The organism is Achromobacter sp. NFACC18-2, from assembly GCF_900108985.1.
In the GTDB taxonomy this organism is placed as follows: Bacteria; Pseudomonadota; Gammaproteobacteria; order Burkholderiales; family Burkholderiaceae_B; genus Achromobacter.
The window spans coordinates 100702-123059 of record NZ_FNYM01000014.1 but is presented as its reverse complement, the minus strand read 5'-3'; the positions used below and the strand labels follow the sequence as shown (position 1 = coordinate 123059).

At 65.5% G+C, this 22358-nt stretch carries 20 protein-coding genes; 11 read left to right on the top strand and 9 right to left on the bottom strand.

All coding sequences use genetic code 11. The features are described 5' to 3' along the window. Positions 1–464 precede the first annotated feature (464 nt). From tldD to glcF, 6 genes are all read left to right on the top strand, one after another. Positions 465–1925, top strand: coding sequence for a metalloprotease TldD (tldD, locus tag BMW75_RS20720; protein WP_076519762.1), 1461 nt, complete (start codon positions 465–467; stop codon positions 1923–1925). A 267-nt stretch (positions 1926–2192) separates the two neighbouring features. After that, on the top strand, positions 2193–3266 hold the full coding sequence (gene aroG, locus BMW75_RS20715) for a 3-deoxy-7-phosphoheptulonate synthase AroG (protein ID WP_076519763.1): 1074 nt from the start codon (positions 2193–2195) through the stop codon (positions 3264–3266). Positions 3267–3368: 102 nt separating this feature from the next. Continuing rightward, positions 3369–4778 (top strand): FAD-binding oxidoreductase, encoded by a 1410-nt coding sequence (locus tag BMW75_RS20710; protein ID WP_076519764.1) that lies wholly within the window; start codon positions 3369–3371, stop codon positions 4776–4778. Positions 4779–4958: 180 nt separating this feature from the next. Further along, complete coding sequence (locus BMW75_RS20705; RefSeq protein ID WP_076519765.1) at positions 4959–6458, top strand: FAD-linked oxidase C-terminal domain-containing protein; 1500 nt, start codon at positions 4959–4961, stop codon at positions 6456–6458. Between the two features lie 12 nt (positions 6459–6470). Continuing rightward, complete coding sequence (glcE, locus tag BMW75_RS20700; protein ID WP_092581666.1) at positions 6471–7577, top strand: glycolate oxidase subunit GlcE; 1107 nt, start codon at positions 6471–6473, stop codon at positions 7575–7577. 6 nt (positions 7578–7583) lie between these two features. Continuing rightward, positions 7584–8819 carry a glycolate oxidase subunit GlcF gene (gene glcF, locus BMW75_RS20695; RefSeq protein WP_092581665.1) on the top strand — a complete coding sequence of 412 codons (1236 nt, stop codon included), beginning with the start codon at positions 7584–7586 and terminating at the stop codon, positions 8817–8819. A gap of 25 nt (positions 8820–8844) precedes the next feature. On the opposite strand, the gene BMW75_RS20690 is transcribed toward glcF, so the two are convergent. The 5 genes from BMW75_RS20690 to BMW75_RS20670 form a co-directional block, all read right to left on the bottom strand. Continuing rightward, complete coding sequence (locus BMW75_RS20690) at positions 8845–10284, bottom strand: NAD(P)(+) transhydrogenase (Re/Si-specific) subunit beta (protein WP_076519768.1); 1440 nt, start codon at positions 10282–10284, stop codon at positions 8845–8847. After that, the gene (locus BMW75_RS20685; RefSeq protein WP_006224972.1) at positions 10281–10598 is read right to left on the bottom strand and encodes an NAD(P) transhydrogenase subunit alpha part 2; all 318 of its coding nucleotides are present in this window, start codon (positions 10596–10598) and stop codon (positions 10281–10283) included. The genes BMW75_RS20690 and BMW75_RS20685 overlap by 4 nt, the downstream gene beginning before the upstream one ends. A gap of 2 nt (positions 10599–10600) precedes the next feature. Next, on the bottom strand, positions 10601–11719 hold the full coding sequence (locus tag BMW75_RS20680; RefSeq protein ID WP_092581664.1) for a Re/Si-specific NAD(P)(+) transhydrogenase subunit alpha: 1119 nt from the start codon (positions 11717–11719) through the stop codon (positions 10601–10603). Positions 11720–11910: 191 nt separating this feature from the next. Beyond that, on the bottom strand, positions 11911–12786 hold the full coding sequence (locus BMW75_RS20675) for an N-formylglutamate amidohydrolase (RefSeq protein ID WP_092581663.1): 876 nt from the start codon (positions 12784–12786) through the stop codon (positions 11911–11913). 66 nt (positions 12787–12852) lie between these two features. Next, positions 12853–13842 (bottom strand): Bug family tripartite tricarboxylate transporter substrate binding protein, encoded by a 990-nt coding sequence (locus BMW75_RS20670; protein WP_076519771.1) that lies wholly within the window; start codon positions 13840–13842, stop codon positions 12853–12855. Between the two features lie 235 nt (positions 13843–14077). Between BMW75_RS20670 and gcvA the strand changes: the two genes are divergently transcribed. From gcvA to BMW75_RS20655, 3 genes are all read left to right on the top strand, one after another. Further along, positions 14078–15004, top strand: coding sequence for a transcriptional regulator GcvA (gene gcvA / locus BMW75_RS20665; RefSeq protein ID WP_092581662.1), 927 nt, complete (start codon positions 14078–14080; stop codon positions 15002–15004). A 7-nt stretch (positions 15005–15011) separates the two neighbouring features. Beyond that, positions 15012–16130: a tRNA 2-thiouridine(34) synthase MnmA gene (gene mnmA / locus BMW75_RS20660; RefSeq protein WP_092581661.1), complete on the top strand. Its 1119-nt coding sequence runs from the start codon at positions 15012–15014 to the stop codon at positions 16128–16130. 96 nt (positions 16131–16226) lie between these two features. Beyond that, the gene (locus BMW75_RS20655) at positions 16227–17045 is read left to right on the top strand and encodes a sulfite exporter TauE/SafE family protein (RefSeq protein WP_092581660.1); all 819 of its coding nucleotides are present in this window, start codon (positions 16227–16229) and stop codon (positions 17043–17045) included. A gap of 78 nt (positions 17046–17123) precedes the next feature. On the opposite strand, the gene BMW75_RS20650 is transcribed toward BMW75_RS20655, so the two are convergent. After that, positions 17124–17735 carry a glutathione S-transferase gene (locus BMW75_RS20650; RefSeq protein WP_092581659.1) on the bottom strand — a complete coding sequence of 204 codons (612 nt, stop codon included), beginning with the start codon at positions 17733–17735 and terminating at the stop codon, positions 17124–17126. A 162-nt stretch (positions 17736–17897) separates the two neighbouring features. Between BMW75_RS20650 and purB the strand changes: the two genes are divergently transcribed. After that, the gene (gene purB, locus BMW75_RS20645; protein ID WP_076519776.1) at positions 17898–19274 is read left to right on the top strand and encodes an adenylosuccinate lyase; all 1377 of its coding nucleotides are present in this window, start codon (positions 17898–17900) and stop codon (positions 19272–19274) included. Positions 19275–19332: 58 nt separating this feature from the next. Further along, on the top strand, positions 19333–19791 hold the full coding sequence (locus BMW75_RS20640) for a c-type cytochrome (RefSeq protein ID WP_092581658.1): 459 nt from the start codon (positions 19333–19335) through the stop codon (positions 19789–19791). 184 nt (positions 19792–19975) lie between these two features. On the opposite strand, the gene BMW75_RS20635 is transcribed toward BMW75_RS20640, so the two are convergent. The 3 genes from BMW75_RS20635 to BMW75_RS20625 all read right to left on the bottom strand — a co-directional run bounded on the left by BMW75_RS20635 (position 19976) and on the right by BMW75_RS20625 (position 22176). Further along, on the bottom strand, positions 19976–20668 hold the full coding sequence (locus BMW75_RS20635; RefSeq protein ID WP_092581657.1) for a cytochrome b/b6 domain-containing protein: 693 nt from the start codon (positions 20666–20668) through the stop codon (positions 19976–19978). A gap of 88 nt (positions 20669–20756) precedes the next feature. After that, positions 20757–21038 (bottom strand): hypothetical protein, encoded by a 282-nt coding sequence (locus BMW75_RS20630; protein WP_076519779.1) that lies wholly within the window; start codon positions 21036–21038, stop codon positions 20757–20759. 778 nt (positions 21039–21816) lie between these two features. Further along, the gene (locus BMW75_RS20625; protein ID WP_076519780.1) at positions 21817–22176 is read right to left on the bottom strand and encodes a hypothetical protein; all 360 of its coding nucleotides are present in this window, start codon (positions 22174–22176) and stop codon (positions 21817–21819) included. Between the last annotated feature and the right edge of the window lie 182 nt (positions 22177–22358).

Genomic DNA, 22358 nt, shown 5'->3' with positions numbered 1-22358 from the left:
CGCCGAATTGCGGCCTATACGGTGCGCAGATGCCTGTATTCACGACGCAAAAACGTGCGTCATGCATTTTGGCATTCTCATCCTCCGGGAATGATATGGTCGACTTGCCGGCGCTCCGTCCCCGACATTTCATTTTGTTGTCAGGTCGTGTGACGACCTGGAAAAAGACCTGGAAAAGACCCGGAAACGACTGGAAAGCGACCGGGAATCGACGTGGGCGCGGTTTGCCGCCATCCCCTCAAATACTTAACTTGATACCCAATGTACCGTCCCCATGTGTATGGGAAAGATAATGCGCGGCCAATGCCCGTCCGATGCGAGACCATTTTGTCCTGCCATGGCGGATGCGGGCGCCCGTAACTTTTGCCGCCTGTCGGGACGCCGGAGCCTGGTCGGCGTTACGATACGGTCTTGAGCGCCATCGCGCGCATGCGCGGCCCCGCTGCCGTTCCTGAACTGAGCCTATGAAAATCATCGATCCCGCCATTGCATCCCTGGCCACCGCCAAATCCCTTCTGCTCGACCCCTGGGGCCTGACCGAAGCGGACATGGCGCGGGCACTGGGTGAAATCTTCACCCACAAGGTCGATTACGCCGACCTGTACTTCCAATACACGCGCAGCGAAGGCTGGAGCCTGGAAGAAGGGATCGTCAAGACGGGCAGCTTTTCCATCAGCCAGGGTGTGGGCGTGCGGGCCGTCAGCGGAGAAAAAACCGCGTTCGCCTATTCGGATTCCCTGTCGCCCGAGGCGCTGCTGTCCTCGGCGCACGCCGTGCGCGGCATCGCCCGTCGCGGCGCCGGCAAGGTCAAGGTGGCTGCCCACGTGGAGGCCGAGATCGGCCGCAGCCTTTATGCGGACATCGATCCCGTGGCCAGCCTGAGCGCGCCCGAGAAAGTCGCGCTCCTGGAGCGCGTCGAGCGCATGGCGCGAGCGCGCGATCCGCATGTGATCCAGGTGATGGCGGGGTTGGGCGCGGAGTATGACGTGGTGCTCGTCGCGGGCAGCGATGGCCGCCTGGCCGCCGACGTGCGCCCCTTGGTGCGCCTGTCGCTCACCGTGATCGCCGAGCGCAATGGCCGTCGCGAAATGGGCCACGCGGGCGGCGGCGGGCGGCTCGGCCTGGCGTACTTCACCGACGACATGCTGCAGGGTTATGTCGAGCGGGCAGTGCACGAAGCGCTGGTCAATCTTGAGGCGCGTCCGGCGCCTGCCGGCGAAATGACCGTGGTCCTGGGCTCGGGCTGGCCCGGCATCCTGTTGCACGAAGCCGTCGGTCATGGCCTCGAAGGCGACTTCAACCGCAAGGGTTCCAGCGTGTTCTCCGGCCGCATCGGCGAACGCGTGGCATCCAAGGGTGTGACGGTGGTCGACGATGGCACCATCCCTGATCGCCGCGGTTCGCTCAATATCGACGACGAGGGAAATGCCACCCAGCGCAACGTGCTCATCGAAGACGGCATCCTGCGCGGCTACATGCAGGACACGCTCAACGCCCGCCTGATGAAGACCGCCGCTACCGGCAACGGCCGCCGCGAATCCTTTGCGCATCTGCCCATGCCGCGCATGACCAATACCTACATGCTGGCGGGCGACAAGCCCGCCGATGAGATCGTGGCCTCGGTCAAGCGTGGCCTTTATGCAGTCAACTTCGGCGGCGGTCAGGTCGACATCACCAACGGCAAGTTCGTGTTCTCGGCTTCCGAGGCTTACATGATCGAAGATGGCAAGGTGACCTATCCGGTCAAGGGCGCCACCCTCATCGGCAACGGCCCCGATGCCATGAACCGCGTCACCATGATCGGCAATGACCTGCAGCTCGACTCCGGCGTGGGCACTTGCGGCAAGGACGGCCAGAGCGTGCCCGTCGGCGTGGGCATGCCCACCGTCCGCATGGAAGGACTGACGGTCGGCGGCACGGCCTGACGCGGTCCAAAGTGTCCTGAAGCGGTAAATAGGGGGCGGCACGCGGCAAAATTGCCAGCGTGACGCCCTCAAAAAATTGTGCTAGAGTCTTTTCCCATGAAATTCGCGTCCCCCGCCTTTTATTTTTATTTTTTTGGTTTTCTGAAGCCGCTGGCGGAGGAAGGGACGCGCTCAATCTGAAGTTTGGAAAGAATCCCCCCAAAAAAGCCGCCAGCAAACTGGCGGCTTTTTTTGTGCCGCCGTGGCGGGCAAACCAGGAGCAGTACCGTGTCACACAACACCGACGATCTTCGCATTCGAGAAATCAAGGAACTGAACCCGCCCTCGCACGTCATGCGCGAGTTCGCCTGCACCAAAGAGGCGTCCGAGACCGTGTTCGCCGCCCGGCAGGGCATGCACCGCATCCTGCACGGCATGGACGACCGCATGATCGTCGTGATCGGTCCTTGCTCCATCCACGACACGCGCGCCGCGATCGAATACGCCAAGCGTCTCAAGCCGGTGCGCGACCGCCTGAGCGCCGACCTGGAAATCGTGATGCGCGTCTACTTCGAGAAGCCGCGCACCACCGTCGGCTGGAAGGGCCTCATCAATGATCCCGATCTGGACGGCAGCTTCGACATCAACAAGGGTGTGCGCGTGGCCCGCGAGCTGCTGCTGGACATCAACAGCATGGGCTTGCCGGCGGGATGCGAGTTCCTGGACATGATTACGCCGCAATACATCGCGGATCTGGTCTCCTGGGGGGCGATCGGGGCGCGCACGACGGAAAGCCAGGTGCACCGCGAGCTGGCTTCGGGCCTGTCGTGTCCGGTGGGGTTCAAGAACGGCACGGACGGCAATGTGAAGATCGCGGTCGACGCGATCAAGGCGGCTTCGCAGCCGCATCATTTCCTGTCGGTGACCAAGGGCGGGCATTCCGCCATCGTGTCCACCGCCGGCAATGAGGACTGCCACGTGATCCTGCGTGGCGGCAAGACGCCGAACTATGACGCAGCCAGCGTCGATGCGGCTTGCCAGGACGTGTCCAAGGCCGGTCTCGCGCAGCGCATCATGGTCGATGCCAGCCACGCCAACAGCAGCAAGAAGCCCGAGAACCAGCCGCTGGTCATCGAAGACGTCGCGCGGCAGATGGAAGCGGGCGACGCCCGCCTGATCGGCGTCATGGTCGAAAGCCACCTGCTGGGCGGCCGCCAGGACATGGTGCCGGGACAGCCGTTGGTGTACGGCCAGAGCATCACCGACGGCTGCATCGACTGGGACGCATCGGTGGCCGTGCTCGAACGCCTGGCGCAGGCCGTGCGTGAGCGCCGCCGGGTGGCGCTGACCTCCGGCAAATGAGGGGGATGCGCGCCGCGGACCGCCTGCCTGGGGCGGTGTGCGGCGCAGCATGCGGGGCGGCGTAGAATATTCGGATTATCGAACCCCGGGAACTCCTAGATCATGAACGCTCCCTTGCACGCCGAAACGTTGCGCCGCGCGGTGCCCGCCGCCTGTCTGGATGCCTTGCGCGCGCGCTTTGGCGACCGCCTGTCGGAAACGGCCGCCGTGCGCGAACACCACGGCCGCGATGAATCGCCTTATCCCGCCATGCTGCCCGATGCCGTGGTCTTTGCGCAGTCGACGGAGGATGTCGCGTACGTCGCCAAGGTGTGCAATGAACATCGCGTTCCCTTGATTCCCTACGGTGCCGGCTCGTCGCTGGAAGGCCACATCCTGGCGATCCAGGGGGGCATCAGCCTGGACCTGTCGCAGATGAACAAGGTTCTGGCCATCAACGCAGAAGACCTCACCGCCACGGTGCAGGCGGGCGTGCTGCGCAAGCAGCTCAACGAAGAAATCCGCAACACGGGCCTCTTCTTCCCGATCGATCCCGGCGCGGACGCCAGCCTCGGCGGCATGGCCGCCACCCGCGCCTCGGGCACCAACGCCGTGCGCTACGGCACGATGCGCGAGAACGTCATGTCGCTGACCGTCGTCACCGCGGACGGCCGCATCATCCGCACCGCGGGCCGCGCGCGCAAGTCGTCGGCGGGCTATGACCTCACGCGCATTTTCGTGGGCAGCGAGGGCACGCTCGGCATCATCACCGAAGTCACCGTGCGCTTGTATCCGCAGCCTGAAGCCGTGTCCGCCGCGGTCTGCAATTTCCCCACGCTGGACGCCGCGGTCCAGAGCGTGATCGAGATCATCCAGATGGGCGTGCCCGTCGCGCGCGTCGAGTTCATGGATGCGGCCAGCGTGCGCGCGGTGAACCTGCACAGCAAGCTGAGCCTGCGCGAAACCCCGCTGCTGGTGTTTGAATTCCACGGCAGCCCCGCAGGCGTGCAAGAGCAAGCGGAAACCGTGCAGGCCATCACGGCCGAGCATGGCGGCATGGACTTCGAATGGGCCGAGCGTCCCGAAGACCGCAGCCGCCTCTGGACCGCGCGCCACAACGCGTATTTCGCGGGCCTGCAATTGCGCCCGGGCTGCCGCGCCAGCACGACCGACGTCTGCGTGCCCATCTCGCGCCTGGCCGATTGCGTGCGTGACACGGTCGAGGAACTGGATCGCGCCAGCTTTCCCTACACGATCGTGGGCCACGTCGGCGATGGCAATTTCCATGTGCTGATGCTGCTGGATGCCGATAACGCGCAAGAGTGGCAGGAATCCGAAACCATCAACCACAACCTCGTGCGCCGCGCCATCGCGGCCGACGGCACCTGCACGGGCGAGCACGGCGTGGGCCTGCACAAGATGCAGTTCATGGCGGAAGAACACGGCGAAGATGCGCTCGACCTGATGCGCAGTCTCAAGCACGCGTTTGACCCGAACAACATCCTGAATCCCGGCAAGATCGTGTCCTGGTAGGAAGCGGGCGGGACGGCTTGTCCCGCTTGCATTGCCGCTGGCTTGCGGCTTTTCTGCGACAGGCCGCTACGGGGTTTACGGCTGGTTACGTATGCGTCGGCCGCGATGCCCTTTAGCGCCTGGAAGGTGCGGGTAAATCCCGGCCTGTTTATCGTGGGCACACGCGCTATTGTTGCGCTCATGAATTCACTGGTCGAAACTGGCCTGGCACAAGTGCAGGCGCCTTATTCGCTGCAGCAGCTCGTCGAGGCGTTGTCGGCCGCGTTGCCCGCGCACTGTGTGCTCTATCGCGAAGAAGACACGCGTCCTTACGAGTGCGATGGCCTATCCCTTTACCGCGCGGTTCCCGCCGTCGTGGCCTTGCCTGAAACCGAAGAGCAGGTGCAGGCCGTCATGCGCATCTGCAAGCGGCTGAACGCACCCATCGTTGCGCGGGGCGCCGGAACGGGTCTGTCGGGCGGCGCCATGCCGCACACCCGGGGCGTGCTGCTCGGGCTGTCCAAGTTCAATCGCATCAAACACATCGATCTGGCCAGCGCGACCGCCATCGTGCAGCCCGGCGTGCGCAATCTTGCGATCTCGGAAGCCGTGTCGCCCTACGGCCTGTACTACGCGCCGGACCCGTCCAGCCAGATCGCATGTTCCATCGGCGGCAACGTCGCTGAGAACTCCGGCGGTGTGCATTGCCTCAAGTATGGCCTTACCGTGCACAACGTGCTGCGCGTGCGCGTGGTCACGATCGACGGCGACGTGGTCGAGCTGGGATCGGAGGCGCCCGATGCGCCGGGGCTGGATCTGCTGTCGGTCTTCGTCGGATCCGAGGGCATGCTGGGCGTGGTGACCGAAGTCACCGTCAAGCTGATCCCCAAGCCCGCCTGCGCGCAGGTCGTCATGGCCAGCTTTTCCAGCGTCGAGGCGGCCGGCAACGCGGTCACGCAGGTGATCGCGGCGGGCATGATCCCGGCCGGGCTGGAAATGATGGACCGCCGCGCCACGCACATGGTCGAACCTTTCGTGCGCGCGGGCTACGACATGGATGCGCAGGCCATCCTGCTGTGCGAATCGGATGGCACGCCTGAAGAGGTGGCGCATGAAATCGCGCGCATGGAAGCGGTATTCCGCGACGCCGGCGCCACGCGTTGCCAGGTGTCCACCTCCGAGGCCGAACGCCTGAAATTCTGGGCGGGGCGCAAGAATGCGTTTCCCGCCGCCGGGCGCGTCTCGCCCGATTACTACTGCATGGACGGCACCATACCGCGCCGCCATCTGGCGCGCGTGCTGGGCGCCATCGAGCAAATGGAAGACGAATTCGGCCTGCGATGCGCCAACGTCTTTCATGCCGGCGACGGCAATCTGCATCCGCTGATTCTGTTCGATTCGAATAAGCCGGACGAGGTGGAGCGCGCTGAGAAATTCGGCGCCGCCATTCTCGAGCTGTGCGTGCAGGTGGGAGGAACCGTGACTGGAGAGCACGGTGTGGGAATGGAGAAGATAAATCAAATGTGCGTGCAATTCTCTCGCGAAGAACTCGACGCGTTTCTGGCGGTAAAGCGGGCCTTCGATCCGCCGTGCCTGCTCAATCCTGAAAAAGTCATCCCAACGCTGGCCCGTTGCGCCGAATACGGCAAGATGCACGTCCATGCGGGAGAACTGCGCTTCCCCGATCTCGCCCGTTTCTAGGACGCTTTCCTTATGGATTTTGTCCTGTCGGAATTGTGCGACCAGGTCATGACGGCGCGTGCCGGACACAAACCCCTGTTCGTGATGGGCGGTGGCAGCAAGCGCTTCTATGGCAATTACCGGCCGGTGCGGCCGCAGGATGGCCACTGTCTGCTGGACATGACGCCTTACCGCGGCATCGTCAGCTACCACCCGTCCGAACTCGTGGTGACCGTGCGCGCCGGCACGCCGCTGGCCGAACTGGAGGCCGCGCTTGCCGAGCACGGTCAGATGCTGGCGTTCGAACCGCCGCATTTCGCGCCGTCGGCGACGGTGGGCGGATGTGTGGCGGCCGGACTTTCGGGGCCGCGCCGCATGAGCGCCGGCGCCTTGAAAGACTTTGTGCTGGGCGCGCAGCTGCTGGATTCGGAAGGCCGCATCCTGTCGTTCGGCGGCGAGGTCATGAAGAACGTGGCCGGCTACGACGTGTCCCGCCTGCTGGCCGGGTCGCATGGCATTTTCGGCGCCATCCTCGAGGTGTCGCTCAAGGTCGTGCCCAGGCCGATGGAAGAGATCACGCTGGCGCTGCCCGCCACGCAGCCGCAGGCGCTTGCCAACTTTGCCTTCTGGCGTGGCAAGCCGCTGCCCATCTCGGCCACGAGCTGGACCGGGGAGGGCGATGGCGGTGAAGGGATGACGAGGGTGCGCCTGTCGGGCGCGCCGCCGGCGCTGGCAAGCGCGCAGGCGCTGATCGGCGGCGACGTCCTGGCGCCCGACGCCGCCGCGGCATGGTGGCAGTCGCTGCGCGAGCAGACCGATGCCTTCTTCGCACCGGACCGCCCCTTGTGGCGCCTCGCCCTGCCGCCCACCACCCCAGACCTGGAGTTGGGGCCGACGCTGCTGGAGTGGGGCGGCGGCCAGCGGTGGCTGTCCGGCCCGCACGATGCGGCAGCGCTGCGCGCGACCGCGGCCCGGCACGGCGGCCACGCGACGCTGTTCCGGCCCGCCGGCGCCACGCCGCCCGCCGATGGCGTGTTTCATCCGCTCGCGCCGGGCGTCGGCGCGATCACCCGCCGGCTCAAGCAGGAGCTCGATCCCGCGGGTCTTTTCAATCCTGGCCGCCTGGTCCTGGAGCTATAGGGCATCATGCAAACCAATCTGGCATCCTGGGCGAGCGGCACCGAACTGGGCGAAGAGGCGGACGCCATCCTGCGCCGCTGCGTGCACTGCGGCTTCTGCACCGCCACCTGTCCAACCTACCAGGTCCTGGGCGACGAGCTGGACAGTCCGCGCGGACGCATCTATCTCATCAAGCAGGTGCTGGAGGGCAAGGAGCCCACGCAGTCCACGCAGCAGCACCTGGACCGCTGCCTCACCTGCCGCAATTGCGAGACCACCTGCCCCTCGGGCGTGGAATACGGGCACCTCGTCGATATCGGGCGCAAGATCGTGGACGAGCGGGTGGAGCGTTCATGGGCGGACAAGACCAAACGCACGCTGCTGCGCCGGACGATGCTCTCGCCCCTGTTTGCGCCGGCCATGCGCCTGGGCCAGAGCCTGCGCGGCATGCTGCCGCAGGCGCTCAAGCGCAAGGTGCCGGAACGCCGCGACGCCGGCCCGCTGCCGCAGGTGGCGCGGCATGAGCGCCAGGTGCTGATGCTGACCGGATGCGTGCAGCCAGCCATGATGCCCACCATCGACGCCGCCACCATCCGCGTGCTGGATGCCGTCGGTATCGGAGCGCGCCTGGCGCCGGGCGCGGGCTGCTGCGGCGCAGTGAGTTTCCACCTGGATGCGCAGGACGAGGCCCTGGCGCAGATGCGCGCCAACGTCGATGCGTGGTGGCCGCTGGTGCAGGACGCCAAAGTCGAGGCCATCGTCATGAATGCGTCGGGCTGCGGCGCGATGGTCAAGGAATATGCGCACCACCTGCGCCATGATCCGGCCTATGCGCAAAAAGCCGCCGACATCGTGGCGCTGGTCAAGGACGTGGCCGAGATCGTCGCGCCGCATGCCGGGTTGCTGCGCGCGCGACTGCCGGCTGGCACCCGGGCAGCATTCCATCCGCCTTGCACCCTGCAGCACTGGCAGGGGTTGAGGCCGCTGTCGGAGCAACTGCTGGCCGACCTGGGATTCGACCTGCAGCCGTTCGCGGACAAGCATTTGTGCTGCGGATCGGCGGGCGCGTATTCGGTGTTGAACCCGGACATCGCGATGGAACTGCGTGACCGCAAGCTGGGCGCCATTGCGGCAGCAAGCCCGGATGTGATCCTGTCGGCCAACATCGGATGCATCGGCCATCTGCAAAGCGGCACCGAAACGCCGGTGCGCCATTGGGTCGAGGTGGTGGACGAACAGTTGCGCAAGGCTGCGCAGCCCTAGGGCCGCGCAGCGCCTGGCTTGCCGGCTATTCGACGGCCTTCACCATGTCTTCCAGCACCTTCTTGGCGTCGCCGAAGACCATCATCGTGCGGTCCATGTAGAACAGTTCGTTGTCCAGCCCGGCATAGCCCGAGGCCATGGAACGCTTGTTCACGATGACCGTGCGCGCCTTGTAGGCTTCCAGGATGGGCATGCCGGCGATGGGCGACTTGGGATCGTTCTTGGCGGCGGGATTGACCACGTCGTTCGCGCCCAGCACCAGCACGACGTCGGTCTGTCCGAACTCGCTGTTGATGTCTTCCATTTCGAAGACCTGGTCGTAGGGCACTTCGGCCTCGGCCAGCAGCACGTTCATGTGGCCGGGCATGCGGCCGGCGACCGGGTGGATCGCGTATTTGACGGTCACGCCGCGGGCGGTGAGCTTTTCGGCCAGTTCCTTCAGGGCGTGCTGCGCGCGGGCCACGGCCAGGCCGTAGCCCGGCACGATGGTCACGCTTTCGGCGTTGGTCATGAGGAACGCCGCATCGTCGGGGCTGCCTGACTTGACGCTGCGCTGCTGGGCGTCTCCCGCCGCGGCGCCGCCGCCCGACTGCCCGCCGAAACCGCCCAGGATCACGTTGAAGAATGACCGGTTCATGGCCTTGCACATGATGTAGGACAGGATGGCGCCCGACGAGCCCACCAGCGAACCGGCGATGATCAGCATGGGGTTGTTCAGCGAAAAGCCGATGCCCGCCGCCGCCCAGCCGGAGTAGCTGTTCAGCATCGACACCACCACCGGCATGTCCGCGCCGCCGATCGGAATGATGATCAGCACGCCCAGCACGAAGGCGATGAGGGTCATGATGATGAAGGGCGTCCATTCCTGCGTGAGCATGAACCAGAAGCCGCACCCCAGCATCAGCAGCGCCAGCGCCAGGTTCAGCAGGTGCTGGCCGGTGAACACCACGGGCGCGCCCTGGAAGAGCCGGAACTTGTACTTGCCCGACAGCTTGCCGAAGGCGATGACCGAACCCGAGAACGTGATGGCGCCCACGAAGGTGCCGATGAAGAGCTCGAACCGGTTGCCGGTCGGGATGGCCATGCCGGCGGGCGCGATGCCGAAGGCGTGGGGTTCGGCCACGACGGCCACCGCGATCGCGACCGCCGCCAGGCCGATCATGCTGTGCATGAAGGCGACGAGTTCCGGCATCTTGGTCATTTCGACGCGCTTGGCCATCAGCGTGCCGACCGAGCCGCCCACCAGCAGTCCCAGCACCACCCAGCCCAGCCCGATCGTGGCCGTGCCGCTGCGCGCCAGGCCGATGATGAGCGCGGCGGTGGTCAGCACGGCGATCGCCATGCCAGCCATGCCGAAGGCATTGCCCAGGCGCGAGGTGGTGGGGTGGGACAGGCCCTTGAGCGCCTGGATGAAGCAGACCGAAGCGACGAGATAAAGCAGGGTGACGAGGTTCAGCGAGATCATTTCGCTTCCTCCTTGCCCGGCTTGCGGTCCTTTTTCTTGAACATTTCGAGCATGCGCCGCGTGACGAGGAAGCCGCCGAACACGTTGACGGCGGCCAGGGCCACGGCAAAGACGCCCATGCCGCGCGCGAGTCCGCCTTCGGTCAGCGCGGCGGCCAGCATCGCGCCCACGATGATGATCGCGGAAATGGCGTTGGTCACCGCCATGAGCGGCGTGTGCAGCGCGGGCGTGACGTTCCAGACCACGTGATAGCCGACATAGATGGCCAGCACGAAGATGATGAGGTTCATCAGGGTGGGGTTGATCGCTTCCATGGTCACGTCCTCCGCATCACATTGCCGCCTTCGCACATCAGGCAGGCGGCCACGATTTCATCGTCGCGCTGGATCGCCAGCGCGCCGTCCGCATTGATGATGAGCTTCAGGAAATCCAGGATGTTGCGCGCATAGAGCGCCGAAGCGTCGGTGGCGACCAGGCCGGGCAGGTTGGTCAGCCCGATGATGGTCACGCCGTGCTTGTCGACGATTCGGCCTTTTTCGGACAGCGGGCAGTTGCCGCCGCGTTCGACGGCCAGGTCCACCAGTACCGAGCCCGGCTTCATGGCCGCGACGGTTTCCTCGGAGACCAGCGTGGGGGCGGGGCGGCCGGGGATCAGCGCGGTCGAGATGACGATGTCGGCCTGCTTGCAGCGCTCGGACACCAGCGCGGCCTGGCGGGCCATCCATCCGGGCGGCATGGCCCGGGCGTACCCGCCCGTGCCTTGCGCGATCTCGCGTTCTTCGTCGGTTTCGAACGGCACGTCGATGAATTTGGCGCCCAGGGATTCGACCTGTTCGCGCGCGGCGGGGCGCACGTCGGAGGCCTCGACCACCGCGCCCAGCCGCTTGGCCGTGGCGATGGCCTGCAGGCCGGCCACGCCCGTGCCCAGCACGACCGCGCGGGCGGCCTTCAGGGTGCCGGCGGCGGTCATCATCATGGGGATCAGGCGGCCGTAGTGATGGGCAGCCAGCAGCACGGCCTTGTAGCCGGCCAGGTTGGCCTGCGATGACAGCACGTCCAGGCTTTGGGCGCGGGTGATGCGGGGGGCGGCCTCCAGCGCGAAGCCGGTCAGGCCGGCGGCGGCCAACTGCGCCAGGCCTTCCTCGTCGAAGGGATCGAGCATGCCCACCACCACGGCGCCCGGCTTCATGTGGGGCAGTTCATCGGGGGAGGGCGCGCGAACCTTCATGACGAGTTCGGCGCCCAGGGCCTCCTGGGCGGAACCGAGCGTGGCGCCCGCGGCGACGTAGGCGTCGTCGAGATAGCGGGCGGCGCTGCCTGCCCCGCGCTCCACGACCACTGTGTGCTTGCCGCCCACATACTTCTTGACGGTCTCCGGTGTTGCTGCGACACGGGTTTCCCCGTCTCGGGTTTCCTTGGGTATCCCGATGTGCATCGACGCCTCTCCTCAGAAGGTTCGCCGTAGTTATACACGGAATGTGCGTTCTCACGCTCCCCTCGTTTGGTCCGCTTGTGCGCGGGCAAAAAAAACCCCATGGCGAACCATGGGGTGCGGGTCTTGCAACCCGAATGCTCCGGCCAGTCAGACGACGTCGCCGGCCGGCACCAGCGCGCAGACGTCCGGCGTCAAACCGTCTGTGCGCGAGTCCAGAGGATCAGCGCGGCGGTGAGGTCGCGCAGATCGGCCTTCAGGCGGCCGTAGTTCTCGCTGGGACGAAGCGACACTTCGTCCATGTACAGCTTGCGGTTGATCTCGATCTGCAGGCTGTGGCGGCCTTCTTGCGGGCGGCCGAAGGCGCGGACCAGTTCCACGCCCTTGTAGGGGTCGTTCACCGTGACGTCATAGCCGCGTTGGCGCAGCCAGGCCGCGATGAATTCGCGGAAGGCTGGGTCGCTGGTGCTGCCGTCGCGGTCGCCCAGCACGAAGTCGGGGTGGACCAGGCCGGGGCGGTCGGTGGCGAATTCGCCGGCCACGCTGGGCATGGAGTGGCAGTTGATGTGCCAGACCTTGCCGAACTTGCGGTGCGCGTTGTCCAGCACCTGGCCGAGCGCGGCGTGGTAGGGCTTCCAGCAGGCGTCGATGCGGTGGCGCACTTCCTGGACAGTCAGCTTGCGGTCGTACAGGGGCGTGCCGTCATCGAGCATGCGCCAGATCAGGCCCTTGCCCAGCTTGACCTTGGGCGAGGCGTTCAGCGCGTCGGGCCACGCCTCGTCCAGCAGCAGTTCGTCGATTTCGTCGGGCGCGCGGTTGGCGTCGATGTAGGCGCGCGGAAAGGCCGCGGCAATCATCGGCACGCCCATCTCGATGGCGTCGCCCCACAAGTCGTCAACCCAGGTGTCCTCGGCGGTGCGCAATGCGCCAAAGTCCACCGCGGCAGCGAAATCGGGGGGGTAGGCGGTGCCGCTGTGCGGGGAGTCCAGCACAAGGGGAGCCAAAATTTCCGAATCGGGGTATTGCTGCGGAAGGTCGAGGCGGTAGGACAGGGGTTGGGTAATTCGCATAAGGGGGTACTGCGTTCGTGAATCGGAGGTCCCCGCGCGCCAGGACGCGCGGGGACCGAAGACCGGTTAGTCGATCTTCACGTTGGCTTCTTTGGCGATGCGCTTGTTCTTGGCGATTTCAGCCGAGATCTGCGCGCCGAATTCGGCCGAGGTGTTGGCGGCCGGCGAGGCGCCCAGGGCAGCCAGGCGCGACTTGACGTCTTCTTCGGCGCTGACCTTCTGGACGGCGGCGTTCAGCTTGGCCAGCACGGGGGCGGGCAGCTTGGCCGGAGCGACCAGGCCGAACCAGGACGCGTCGTTGACGGCCGGCAGGCCGGCTTCGGCGAACGTGGGCACGTCGGGCAGGGCGGCCACGCGCTTGGGCGAGGCGACGGCCATGGCGATCAGGCGGCCGGACTGGACGTGCGGCAGCGTGGAGGGCAGGTTGTCATACATGACGTCGACCTGGCCAGCCAGCGCGTCGTTCAGCGCCGGGCCCACGCCGCGGTACGGCACGTGCATCAGGTCGGTGCCCGACGCCATCTTGAACAGCTCGCCCATCATGTGCGACACGGAACCGTTGCCAGCCGACGCGTACGTCAGCTTGCCCGGCTGGCTCTTGGCCAGCGTGATGAATTCGGCGATGTTCTTGGCCTGGACCTTCGGGTTGATGGTCATGATGTTCGGCACGGCAGCCAGGTTCGAAATGGGCGTGAAGTCCTTCTCGCCATCGAACGGCAGGTTCGGGTAGATGGCCGGATTGATGCCGTGCGTGCTGACGGTGGCGATACCCAGGGTATAGCCGTCCGGCGCGCTGCTGGCAACGAACGCGCTGCCGATCGAGCCGCCGGCGCCGCCGCGGTTTTCCACGACGACGGTCTGGCCCAGTTCCTTGCCGAGCTTGTCGGCGAACAGGCGGCCGACGATGTCGGTGGTGCCGCCCGGCGGGAAGGGGACGATCAGGCGGATGGGCTTGCTGGGATACGCGTCTTCAGCGTGCGCGATACCCGAGGTCAGCGGCGTGGCCAGCGTCGCGGCGGCGACACACAGGCCCAGTACTACATTACGGCGTTGCATGGATTCCCCTACTAATGAATGGAAAGCGGTTGCGCAAAGGCAGTCGCAAACGCAACGATTCTTTCCTGGCGGCCGGGTTTGCGCAAACGAAAGTTTCTCCGTAAGCTATGACTTTTTTTCATACCTCTTTTTCGGCCAGCCTCGATTGGCGTTACTTTTACGTAACGTTTGCGTCCCGCGCAGGCCGTCGTCAGGCCCGCAGGGCAGGGAGCCCCACCTTTAGTGGGGACTACAGATGAGGCGTTTCTGTCCCTCTTTAACCGATCTTCAAGCCTTCGAGGTGGCCGCCCGCCATAGCAGTTTCACCCGCGCTGCCCAGGAGCTTTGCGTGACGCAGGGCGCCGTGAGTAAACAGGTGAAACATTTGGAGGAGTTCGTCGGGGTAGAACTATTCCTGCGGATCAGGCAAGGCCTGGTCCTCACCGAAGCCGGCCGCAGTTATCTCACGAAGATCCAGGCAGGGCTCGGCCAGATCGAGGCGGCCACGGTCGAACTGATCGCGCACCAGGGGCGAGGGGGCACGCTGAATCTCACATGTATGCCGACCTTCGGGGCGCGCTGGCTGATTCCGCGGCTGACCGCGTTCATGCGCCTGCGCCCCGATATCCATGTCGAATTCCTGCCGCATCGGCAGGGCTACGATTTTTCCACGCCGGAGCTGGATGCCGCGGTGCGGTTTGGCGAGGGCCTCTGGCCCGGCAGCGGCGCGGACTACATCGTCGGCCGCGAAATCCTGCCCGTCTGCAGCCCGCGCCTGATCCCGGCCGGCTGCAAGTCGCCCGAAGACCTGCTGGCGTATCCGCTGTTGCACCATACCTCGGCCCTGGAGGGCTGGCGCGACTGGTTCGAGCAGGCCGGCTGCGATACGCGGCGTAGCCTGGAGGGCGCGCGCTTTGACCAATACGCGCTGCTGTCGCAGGCCGCGGCGGCGGGGTTCGGGGTGGCGCTGATTCCGCGCTGCCTCATCGAGGACGAGCTGCGTGACGGCAAGCTGGCCATTGCCATTCAGTTGCCGATCCGGGCGCGCATGGGCTATTACCTGTGCTACCCCGAGCAAAAGGCCAACCTCCCCACCTTGCAGGCCTTCCGCGCCTGGCTGATGGAAGTGTCGCGGGCCGCCGAGCCGCAGCCGCGGGAAGACACCGTCTCCGATCTAAAATAGCCGCATCATGAGTCAAACATCCACCAAGAAAGGCCGCGTTGTCGTCGGCATGTCCGGCGGGGTCGATTCTTCGGTCACCGCCTGGCTGCTCAAGCAACAGGGCTACGAGGTCGTCGGCCTGTTCATGAAGAACTGGGAAGACGACGACGATTCCGAATACTGCTCCACCCGCCAGGATCTCCTGGACGCCGCCAGCGTGGCTGACCTGGTCGGCGTCGAGTTCGAATTCGTCAACTTCGCCGCCGAATACAAGGACCGCGTGTTCGCGGAATTCCTGCGCGAGTACTCCGCGGGCCGCACGCCCAACCCGGACGTCCTGTGTAACGCCGAGATCAAATTCAAGGCCTTCCTGGATCATGCCATGGCGCTGGGCGCGGAGCATATCGCGACGGGGCACTACGCCCGCGTGCGCGAAGTGCCCGTCGAGGGCGGCGGCACGCAGTTCCAGCTGCTCAAGGCGCTGGACGGCTCCAAGGACCAAAGCTATTTCCTGCACCGCCTGAACCAGGCGCAGCTTTCGCGCACGCTGTTTCCCCTGGGCGAGATTCACAAGACCGAGGTGCGGCGCATCGCGCACGAGATCGGCCTGCACAATGCCGCCAAGAAGGATTCCACGGGCATCTGCTTCATTGGCGAACGCCCGTTCCGGGAATTCCTGAACCGTTACCTGCCCACCGAGCCCGGCCCCATCCTGACCCCCGAAGGGCAGCAGGTGGGGCGCCACGAAGGACTGTCTTTCTACACGCTGGGGCAGCGCAAGGGCCTGGGCGTTGGCGGCGTCAAGGGACGCCAGCGGGAAGACGGCACGGCCGAGGCCTGGTACGTGGCGCGCAAGGACCTGGCGCGCAACGTGCTGTACGTGGTGCAGGGGCACGATCATCCGTGGCTGCTGTCCGGCAGCCTCACGGCGCAGGACGCGAGCTGGGTGGCGGGCCATCCGCCGGCCCCGGGCGCCTACGGCGCCAAGACGCGCTACCGGCAGGCCGACGCGGCGTGCCGCCTGGGCAATGCCGCGGACGGCGCGTTTTCGCTGGAATTCACCGAGCCGCAGTGGGCGGTGACGCCCGGCCAGTCGGCCGTGCTATACGATGGCGAGGTTTGCCTGGGCGGCGGCATCATTCTCTAGGATGCGCAGCCGCTCGTAACCAAGGCCCCCCGGGCGCGATGCCCGAGGGGCCTTGTTCATGACAATGTTCATCACAATAAAAGAGAGGAGATGGCTGTGGATGTGACGATGGTGATATGCCTGCTGGCGTTGGGCGGCGTGGTCGGGTTTGCCGCGGGCTTGCTGGGCATCGGCGGCGGGATGCTGCTGGTTCCGTTCTTGACGATGCTGTTCACCTGGCAGCGCATGCCGGCCGACCTGGTGGTGCATGCCGCGATCGCCACGTCCATGACGTCGATCCTGTTCACCTCCATCTCCAGCGTCCGCGCCCACCAGCAGCGTGGCACCATCAAGTGGGGCATCGTGGCGGCCATGGCGCCGGGCATCATCGTCGGCGGGCTGCTGTCGGGCGGCGCGGTGTTCGCCGCGCTCAGCACGCTGTGGCTGTCGCTGTTCTTTGCCCTCTTTGTGGGGTATTCCGGCTGGAGCATGCTGCGCAACAAGAAGCCCAAGCCCACGCGCCAGATGCCGGGCGTCGTCGGCACCAGCGCGGCCGGGGCGGGCATCGGCTTCCTGTCGGGCCTGGTCGGGGCCGGCGGCGGCTTCCTGTCGGTGCCGTTCATGGTCTGGTGCAACGTGGCCCTGCACAACGCGGTGTCGACCTCGGCGGCGCTGGGCTTTCCCATCGCGCTGGCCAACAGCGTGGGCTATATCGTCTCGGGCCTCAACGAAGCCGAGACCTATCCCGGAATGCTCGGATTCATCTACTGGCCGGCGCTGCTGGCGCTGGTGTGCACCAGTGTCCTGACCGCGCCATTGGGCGCGCGCATGGCCCATCGCCTGCCCGTGCAGACGCTCAAGCGCGTATTTGCCGCGCTGCTGTTCGCACTGGCCGCGTACATGCTGTTCAAGGCCTGGCAGACCTGGGCAGCTTGATCGGGATAAGGAAAACCGGCCGCGGAGAGCGGCCGGCGCAGCGCACGCCCGGTCAGGCCGGGCGCTTCTGGAGGCCCGTCAGGCCGTCTTGGGCACCGTGTCGATGAACGACTGGCGCTGGGACAGCTTGTCGTACAGGCGGGCCAGATTGGGTTGGCCGGTGCGCCAGTCCAGGGTGGCAAAGCGCAGGTCCAGGTAGCCCAGGGCACAGCCGACGGCGATGTCCGCCAGGCTGTAGTTGATGCCCATGCAATGGGCGTTTTCACCCAGGCTCTTGTTCATGGCGTCCAGGCTGGCGTGGATCTTGCCGTGCTGGCGTTCGATCCATTCGGGGCTGCGCTGGGCCTCGGGGCGCTGGTTTTCCTTGACGATGGTCACGCACGCGTCCAGGACGCCGTCTGCGATGGCTTCCCAGCACTTGACGGCCGCGCGGTCGCGTCCCGGCTGGGGAATCAGCCGGGCGACGGGAGACAGGGTGTCCAGGTACTCGACGATGACGCGCGAGTCGAACAGGGCGCCGCCATCTTCCATGACCAGGCAGGGCACCTTGCCCAGCGGGTTGTACGTTTGGATCTGCGTGTCGGCGGACCAGACGTTTTCGAGTTCAAGCCGGTAGTCCAGCTTTTTCTCGGCCATGACGATGCGCACTTTGCGCACGTAGGGACTGGTAAGCGAGCCGATCAGTTTCATGGAGTCACAAGCGGAGTCGGAAAGCGGCCGAAGTATAGCAGGCCGCATGACGGTCGGAATTGTCCGCAGGCCGGAATCTTCGTCAGTTTGCCACAATGTGGGGCTGGCTCGGATGATAAAATCGTCGGGTTTTCCCATCCGTAGCTTTTTCTCTCCCAGACCATGCAAATCGCCGATCAGCTGAGCCAACTCAATGCCCTTTCGCCACTGGATGGCCGCTACGCTTCACGGGGCGACGCGCTGCGCGGTCTGCTGTCCGAGGCCGGCTTCATGGCGCACCGCGTGGAAGTCGAGGTCGCCTGGCTCGTCGCCCTGTCCGACGCCGGCCTGCCCGAGCTGCCCGCCTTCTCCGAAGGCGCCCGCGCCCGCCTGGCCCAACTGGTCGCCAATTTCTCCGAAGCGGACGCCGGCCGCATCAAGGACATCGAGCGCGTCACCAACCATGACGTGAAGGCGGTGGAATACTGGCTGAAGGAAAAGGTCGCCGATGACGCCGAACTGGCCCGCGCGGCCGAGTTCATCCACTTCGCCTGCACTTCTGAGGACATCAACAACACGTCGCACGCGCTGATGCTGTCGCGCGCCCGCGACCAGGTCGTGGTGCCGCGCCTGCGCGAAGTGGCCGCCAAGCTGAATGAACTGGCCGTGGCCAACGCCGACCAGCCGCTGCTGTCGCGCACGCACGGCCAGCCGGCCAGCCCCACCACGCTGGGCAAGGAATTCGCCAACGTGGCCGCGCGCCTGAACCGCGCCATCGCCGCCGTCGAGGCCGTCGAGCCGCTCGCCAAGCTCAATGGCGCGACGGGCAACTACAACGCCCACCTGTCCGCCTATCCCGAGATCGACTGGCCCGAATTCAGCAAGCGCGTGCTGGCCGGCCTGGGCCTCACCCAGAACCGCCACACCATCCAGATCGAACCGCACGACTGGATGTCGGCCCTGTTCGACGCGATCACCCGCGCCAACATCATCATCCTGGACCTGGACCGCGACATCTGGGGCTATGTGGCGCTGGGCTACTTCAAGCAGCGCCTGAAGGAAGGCGAGGTCGGCTCGTCGACCATGCCCCACAAGGTCAACCCGATCGACTTCGAAAACTCCGAAGGCAACCTGGGCCTGGCCAACGCCGTGCTGCGCCACTTGGCCGACAAGCTGCCCATCTCCCGTTGGCAGCGCGACCTGACCGATTCCACCGTCCTGCGCAACCTGGGCGTGGGTCTGGGCTACTGCCTGGTGGCGTGGGATGCCTGCATGCGCGGCCTGGGCAAGCTGGAAGTCAACGCGGCCGCCATTGACGCCGACATCGACGCCTGCTGGGAAGTGCTGGCCGAGCCGGTGCAGACCGTCATGCGCCGCTATGGCCTGCCGCAGCCGTACGAACAGCTCAAGGCCTTGACGCGCGGCAAGGGCATCACCGAAGAGGCTCTGCGAGAATTCATCCAGGGCCTGGCGCTGCCTGAAGAGCCGAAGGCCCGCCTGCTGGCGATGACCCCGCGCTCCTACATCGGCCTGGCAGCCGAGCTGGCCCGGGCGGTATAGTCGCCATGCCGCGCGCGCCATGCGCGCGGCGTTCACGTTGTACCTACGGGAGAAAGCAATGAAGAAGTTGTCCACGCTTGCTGCGCTGGCCTGTATGACGGTGGGTCCGCTGCTCGCGACGTCCGCCTCCGCGCAGTTCGCCAAGCCCGAAGACGCGGTCAAGTACCGCCAGTCGGCGCTCTCGCTCATCGCCTCGCATTTCGGCCGCATGGCGCCGGTGGTCAAGGGCCAGGCGCCCTATGACGCCGCGCAGATCAAGGCGAACGTCGAGGTGCTGAAGACGCTCTCGGCATTGCCCTGGACGGCTTTCGGTCCGGGCACGGAAGGCGGCGACGCCCGTCCGGAGATCTGGAGCGATGCCGCGGGCTTCAAGCAGAAGCAGCAGGCGTTTCAGGACAACATCGTGAAGCTGTCGGCCGCTGCCGATGCCGGCGATCTGGACAAGCTGCGCGCCGCGTTCGGCGACGTGGGCGCTAGCTGCAAGGCCTGCCACGACGCGTATCGCAAAAAGAAGTAAGCAAGGCTGAGGCTGCGCGCGAGCCAAGCGCCTCGCGCCTTCCAAAGAACAAGCCCCGCACTGAAAAAGCCCCGAAGTCGGATTCAAGTCCGGCGTTCGGGGCGGTTCAGGCGGGGCTGTTTCTTGCGCGCGCGCGACGGCGCGTATGTGAGAAAGGTCTGCGAGAAAGGTCTGCGAAAAAGGTCTACGAGAAAGACATGTCCGATACGATCTCCAGGGATCGTATCCACAGCACCAGGCCGGTGACGCAGGCGCCCAGCACCAGGGCGCGCAGCCAGACGGCCAGCCCGTCTTGCGTGGGCGGCGTGCCCGGAGGAATGTCCTTGGCGTCGACGTTGCCGGTGATGATGGCGCGCACCAGCCGTTTGCGTCGCACGACGGCATACCAGGCCACGGCCAGCACATGCAGCGCGACAAGGCCGATGATGACCCACTCGTTGAGTTTGTGCCACGAGGTCATGGCGCTGGCGGTGGCTTCCGACACGTATCCGAACAGCGGGCCCTGCGTCATGATGTCGTCGGTGGTGAAAAGGCCGCTGACCGCCTGGAAGCCCACGACCAGCAACAGCGCCATCACGGACAGGGCTCCCAGTGGATTGTGGCCGGCTGGCGCCGCCGCGCCCTTGAGGTAGCGGGCGATCGACGATGGGCCTCGCACGAAGTGCGCGAACCGGACGTAGCGCGGGCCGACAAAGCCCCACAGCAGGCGAAAGAGGATCAGGCCCAGCGCCGTACAGCCAAAGCGCACGTGCCAGTCCATGTACAGGCCGCCCAGCTTCACGCTGACGAACGCGCCGACGATACAGACGACGAGGGCCCAATGAAAGAGTCGAGTGGGAAGGTCCCAGATGCGGACCGCGAGACGATTGTTCTGCATGTCGATATCGCCAGGGCTGGAATTGCCGCGACTTTAGCACGCACAAAAGCAAACCGCCGCGTATGAAACGCGGCGGTCTTGACCCAGCTCAGCGAGCGTTGCGGCGCACCGGTTCGATGCGATGAACGTGTTCGTGGCGGAAGCGGATACGCTGGCCGGGCGCCTTTTGCGCGGCCGCACCGCACGGCACCACTTCGGTCGTGTAGGTGGTCGTGCCGTTGATCGGCGCATTGAAAATGACGGTTGCGCGGATCTCGGGGCCGTTGGCCGGCTTCAGGTAGACGATGTCGCCGATATGGATGGGCATGTCGTCGAGCTGGGTGTGGGCCGGGCGCTGGATCAGGTCGGTGGTGGTGAAACGAGTATTCATGTTGTGTTCTCTTTAGGTTCTAGTTATTGGAAAAGCTGCGTATTGCCAAGTGGGGCGCAAGGCGGCGTTGAGGCCGGGCATTTGCACCTGTGCCGTGCCCGCCGGGTTGTATTGGACAGGCATTACATGACACTAACGCATTGTTGCCGCCATCTCTTTGCGCATTCTCATGTTTCTGCGCGTCGTTTTGATGGCGTGATGCGGCGGTGATGCCATCCTCCAGTCCTGGATGGCATCGGTTCGGGTCCGCGTGGCTTGGATGTACAAGACTTCCGCTTGCGCGTTTGCCTGCGCGGTTGCTTACGCCCGTGCGGCCCGAGATCATGCAGAGCGGCTAGGCTCTTGCATTCGCGGTCATTGCCCGCGATATGTGTTGCTGCTTCCGATAGGGCAGCTTTGGGATGATTGCGGTGGCTTCAGGCCGATCCGGAACTGACGGGTCGGCTAAGGCGGTGCTGCGACCTGGCCCTGCGATTGCGTTTTTCGCTTGTTTTTCGCTATATACGTCGCAATGACGCAGGGGCTTACAGGCGTTGGCTGGAACGGCGGGAGTGATCCCGCTTCGGTTCCGGTGTGCTCCCAGATGGGTAGGGTCTGGGAAGACGTTGGTGACTGTACGGTGTTGCCCGTACAGCGGTATTCTTACGTTGGTCTTTGCAGCCGGTTGTTTTAAGCCGCAAAATTTAAGCCGCAAGAGCCAACTGACGATAATATCCGGAGTTGCCCGATTTTGCAAGCGGTTTCTGTGCAAAGGGCATAAGCGGAGCGTGCCGTACGCTCAGTGCGCCGCGGGACGGGCCTGGCGCTGGGCCTCGATGATGAGCCCTTCAAGGCGCGGCGACATGCGCAGCGCCACCTGGGCGGCCGTCGAGCCGTCGGGTTGCGGGGCGGTTTCCAGGGCGAGTTCGATGCGCTCGTTGTCGAACGCTTCCGGCGCGGCCTCGATTTCCACATAGCGGTCGAGCAGGGCGTCGACGGCCTTCTGGGCGTCCGCCAGGGCTTCGTCCGACAGCTTGCCATTGCCCAGGTACTGATTGACCACGCGCGCCAGGTCGTTCATGAAAAGGAGCAGGGCATTCGCGCCGCGGCAGTCCGGATGCGTGAAACCCCAGGCCTGGGAGGAAGCGTTCTGATTCATGTCGTCAGCCAAAATGCGATGTTGCGGGCGGCCGCCGGCCGCCGGATCCGTGATTTTAGAGGAAGCCGGCGTCGATCCGTCGCGCGGGCGCGAGGGCCCGCTCCCCTGTGTCAACTCGCTTCGATGGCAACAAAATCCGCCCCTCGGGATGCGGGGACGGCCCCTGCCGGATAATCTGCCGG

Coding starts and splice junctions, on each gene's coding strand:
- BMW75_RS20625 (WP_076519780.1), bottom strand. CDS start 22,176: ATGAATCAGAACGCTTCCTCCCAGGCCTGGGGTTTCACGCATCCGGAC.
- BMW75_RS20635 (WP_092581657.1), bottom strand. CDS start 20,668: ATGCAGAACAATCGTCTCGCGGTCCGCATCTGGGACCTTCCCACTCGA.
- glcF (WP_092581665.1), top strand. CDS start 7,584: ATGCAAACCAATCTGGCATCCTGGGCGAGCGGCACCGAACTGGGCGAA.
- tldD (WP_076519762.1), top strand. CDS start 465: ATGAAAATCATCGATCCCGCCATTGCATCCCTGGCCACCGCCAAATCC.
- BMW75_RS20685 (WP_006224972.1), bottom strand. CDS start 10,598: ATGGAAGCGATCAACCCCACCCTGATGAACCTCATCATCTTCGTGCTG.
- BMW75_RS20690 (WP_076519768.1), bottom strand. CDS start 10,284: ATGATCTCGCTGAACCTCGTCACCCTGCTTTATCTCGTCGCTTCGGTC.
- BMW75_RS20705 (WP_076519765.1), top strand. CDS start 4,959: ATGAATTCACTGGTCGAAACTGGCCTGGCACAAGTGCAGGCGCCTTAT.
- BMW75_RS20630 (WP_076519779.1), bottom strand. CDS start 21,038: ATGAATACTCGTTTCACCACCACCGACCTGATCCAGCGCCCGGCCCAC.
- BMW75_RS20675 (WP_092581663.1), bottom strand. CDS start 12,786: ATGCGAATTACCCAACCCCTGTCCTACCGCCTCGACCTTCCGCAGCAA.
- gcvA (WP_092581662.1), top strand. CDS start 14,078: ATGAGGCGTTTCTGTCCCTCTTTAACCGATCTTCAAGCCTTCGAGGTG.
- BMW75_RS20670 (WP_076519771.1), bottom strand. CDS start 13,842: ATGCAACGCCGTAATGTAGTACTGGGCCTGTGTGTCGCCGCCGCGACG.
- BMW75_RS20710 (WP_076519764.1), top strand. CDS start 3,369: ATGAACGCTCCCTTGCACGCCGAAACGTTGCGCCGCGCGGTGCCCGCC.
- BMW75_RS20640 (WP_092581658.1), top strand. CDS start 19,333: ATGAAGAAGTTGTCCACGCTTGCTGCGCTGGCCTGTATGACGGTGGGT.
- mnmA (WP_092581661.1), top strand. CDS start 15,012: ATGAGTCAAACATCCACCAAGAAAGGCCGCGTTGTCGTCGGCATGTCC.
- glcE (WP_092581666.1), top strand. CDS start 6,471: ATGGATTTTGTCCTGTCGGAATTGTGCGACCAGGTCATGACGGCGCGT.
- BMW75_RS20680 (WP_092581664.1), bottom strand. CDS start 11,719: ATGCACATCGGGATACCCAAGGAAACCCGAGACGGGGAAACCCGTGTC.
- BMW75_RS20650 (WP_092581659.1), bottom strand. CDS start 17,735: ATGAAACTGATCGGCTCGCTTACCAGTCCCTACGTGCGCAAAGTGCGC.
- purB (WP_076519776.1), top strand. CDS start 17,898: ATGCAAATCGCCGATCAGCTGAGCCAACTCAATGCCCTTTCGCCACTG.